The sequence below is a fragment of the Kribbella sancticallisti genome (assembly GCF_039530625.1).
Taxonomy (GTDB): domain Bacteria; phylum Actinomycetota; class Actinomycetes; order Propionibacteriales; family Kribbellaceae; genus Kribbella; species Kribbella sancticallisti.
Map to the genome: position 1 here is coordinate 1 of NZ_BAAAOS010000051.1, position 1,514 is coordinate 1,514.

The 1,514-nt window shown below is 64.5% G+C and carries 1 protein-coding gene; it reads left to right on the forward strand.

Annotated features, from left to right (window positions below; all coding sequences use genetic code 11):
- Positions 1-273, forward strand: a 273-nt coding sequence (locus tag ABD255_RS32530) for a DUF8189 domain-containing protein (protein WP_486336052.1), incomplete at its 5' end; no start/stop codon positions are given.
- Positions 274-1,514: the final 1,241 nt, after the last annotated feature.

Here is a 1,514-nt window from a genome sequence, read left to right on the forward strand (position 1 = left end):
CCCGCAGTCACCTCCGGAGGTCCCCACGACCTGGACGTGTTCGTCCGCGGCAAGCACAACGACGAACTCGTGCACAGATGGCTCGAGGGTGGCCAGTGGAGCGGGTGGAACAACCTCGGCGGCGACGTCGCTGCGGGGCCAGCGGTCACGGCAGGCGGACCCCACGACCTGGACGTGTTCGTGCGCGGCAAGCACAACGACGAACTCGTCCACAAGTTCTTCGACAGGGGGCAGTGGAGCGGGTGGATCAACCTCGGCGGCGACCTAGCCTAACCACAGCTGCCCATGAGGCCGGTCAGCGGGCGGGCCCTGCTGCTCACGCAGTTCACGATCTGTTCTACTCGAAGAGCGACGCACCCTTGGGATCGCGCCAGCCTGGGACGACCAGCACCCTCGCCCGAATCCGCCATATCTCCAACCCCGCCCAATGTTCGATCCGCCAACGCACCACCAATCTCCTTATCCCGTGGGCGTCGCCGGGCTTTCGGTCAGCGGACCTTCCGTCGGAACTTCGGTCGGATCTTCGGGCGGCGGACTGTCGGTCGGCGGTCCTTCTGTCGGCTCACCGAAGTGGGGATCAGGGCTAAAAGTCAGCGAGTCAGATCCGGTCTGTTCCAGAGCTCGTCTGCAGTCTTGGAGCTGGTCGCAACTGATCGTTCCACGGAGGCTCACAGAGACCCTGTTGACATCGCCGGCGCCGGCTGTCACCTGGCGAGCACCGATGAAGCACGCGTCGAGCGCCTTCTGACCTTCCCATCGCATCCCCGGACACGGTTGCCTGTCGCCACATCCCCGCTGGTCCAGGCGGAACACACCCGCGGGAGAGAGCTTGATAGCTCGGACCCTGACAATCACACCGGCGGGCAGCGGGCGGCTCCCAAGCCAAGCAGCCTCGGCGCATTGCAGCCTGTCCTCCACGGGAGAATCTGTGCCTCCGCCGAGCGGAAGCCTGGCAACGTTTAGCGACGGCCGCTTCTGACTGGACTGCGTCGGCTCCGGGCCGGTCGGTTCGGGTGGCGGCTCCGATGACTGCTGCTGCGACGCGGTGGGCGTGCCCGTGGCGTTATCTGAAGTTTTGTCCGTCGAGTTCCCGCCGCAGCCGACCATTACAACGGTTGCGATCACTGCAAGTCCCCAGCGGCACCGAACGTTGCATCGCATCAAAACCACCCCCATCCAGCATGCGGCCGGCGAGCCTGCATAGCAACGACCCGATACGTCTGTTCACGGATGCGGTTGGCCTTGACCGTGACATCATTCTTTGCCAATCGCGTCGAGGTCTGTCGGGTCGAGTGAGACGACCGGCCGGCCGCAAATTCGCCTCTCGCCGGACGGATGGATGCAGGTGCACCTCTCGTGGGAACAGCCGTGGAACAAGACGCGTAGTACTGGGTCTACCAGAGTCAACATCAACCGAAGTGGAGGCGCTCGATGCGTTTGGAAGGCCCGATGGCTCGGTTTCCTAAACCGTGCGTCGCAGGTTCGAATCCTGCCGGGGGCACCAGCCCGATACC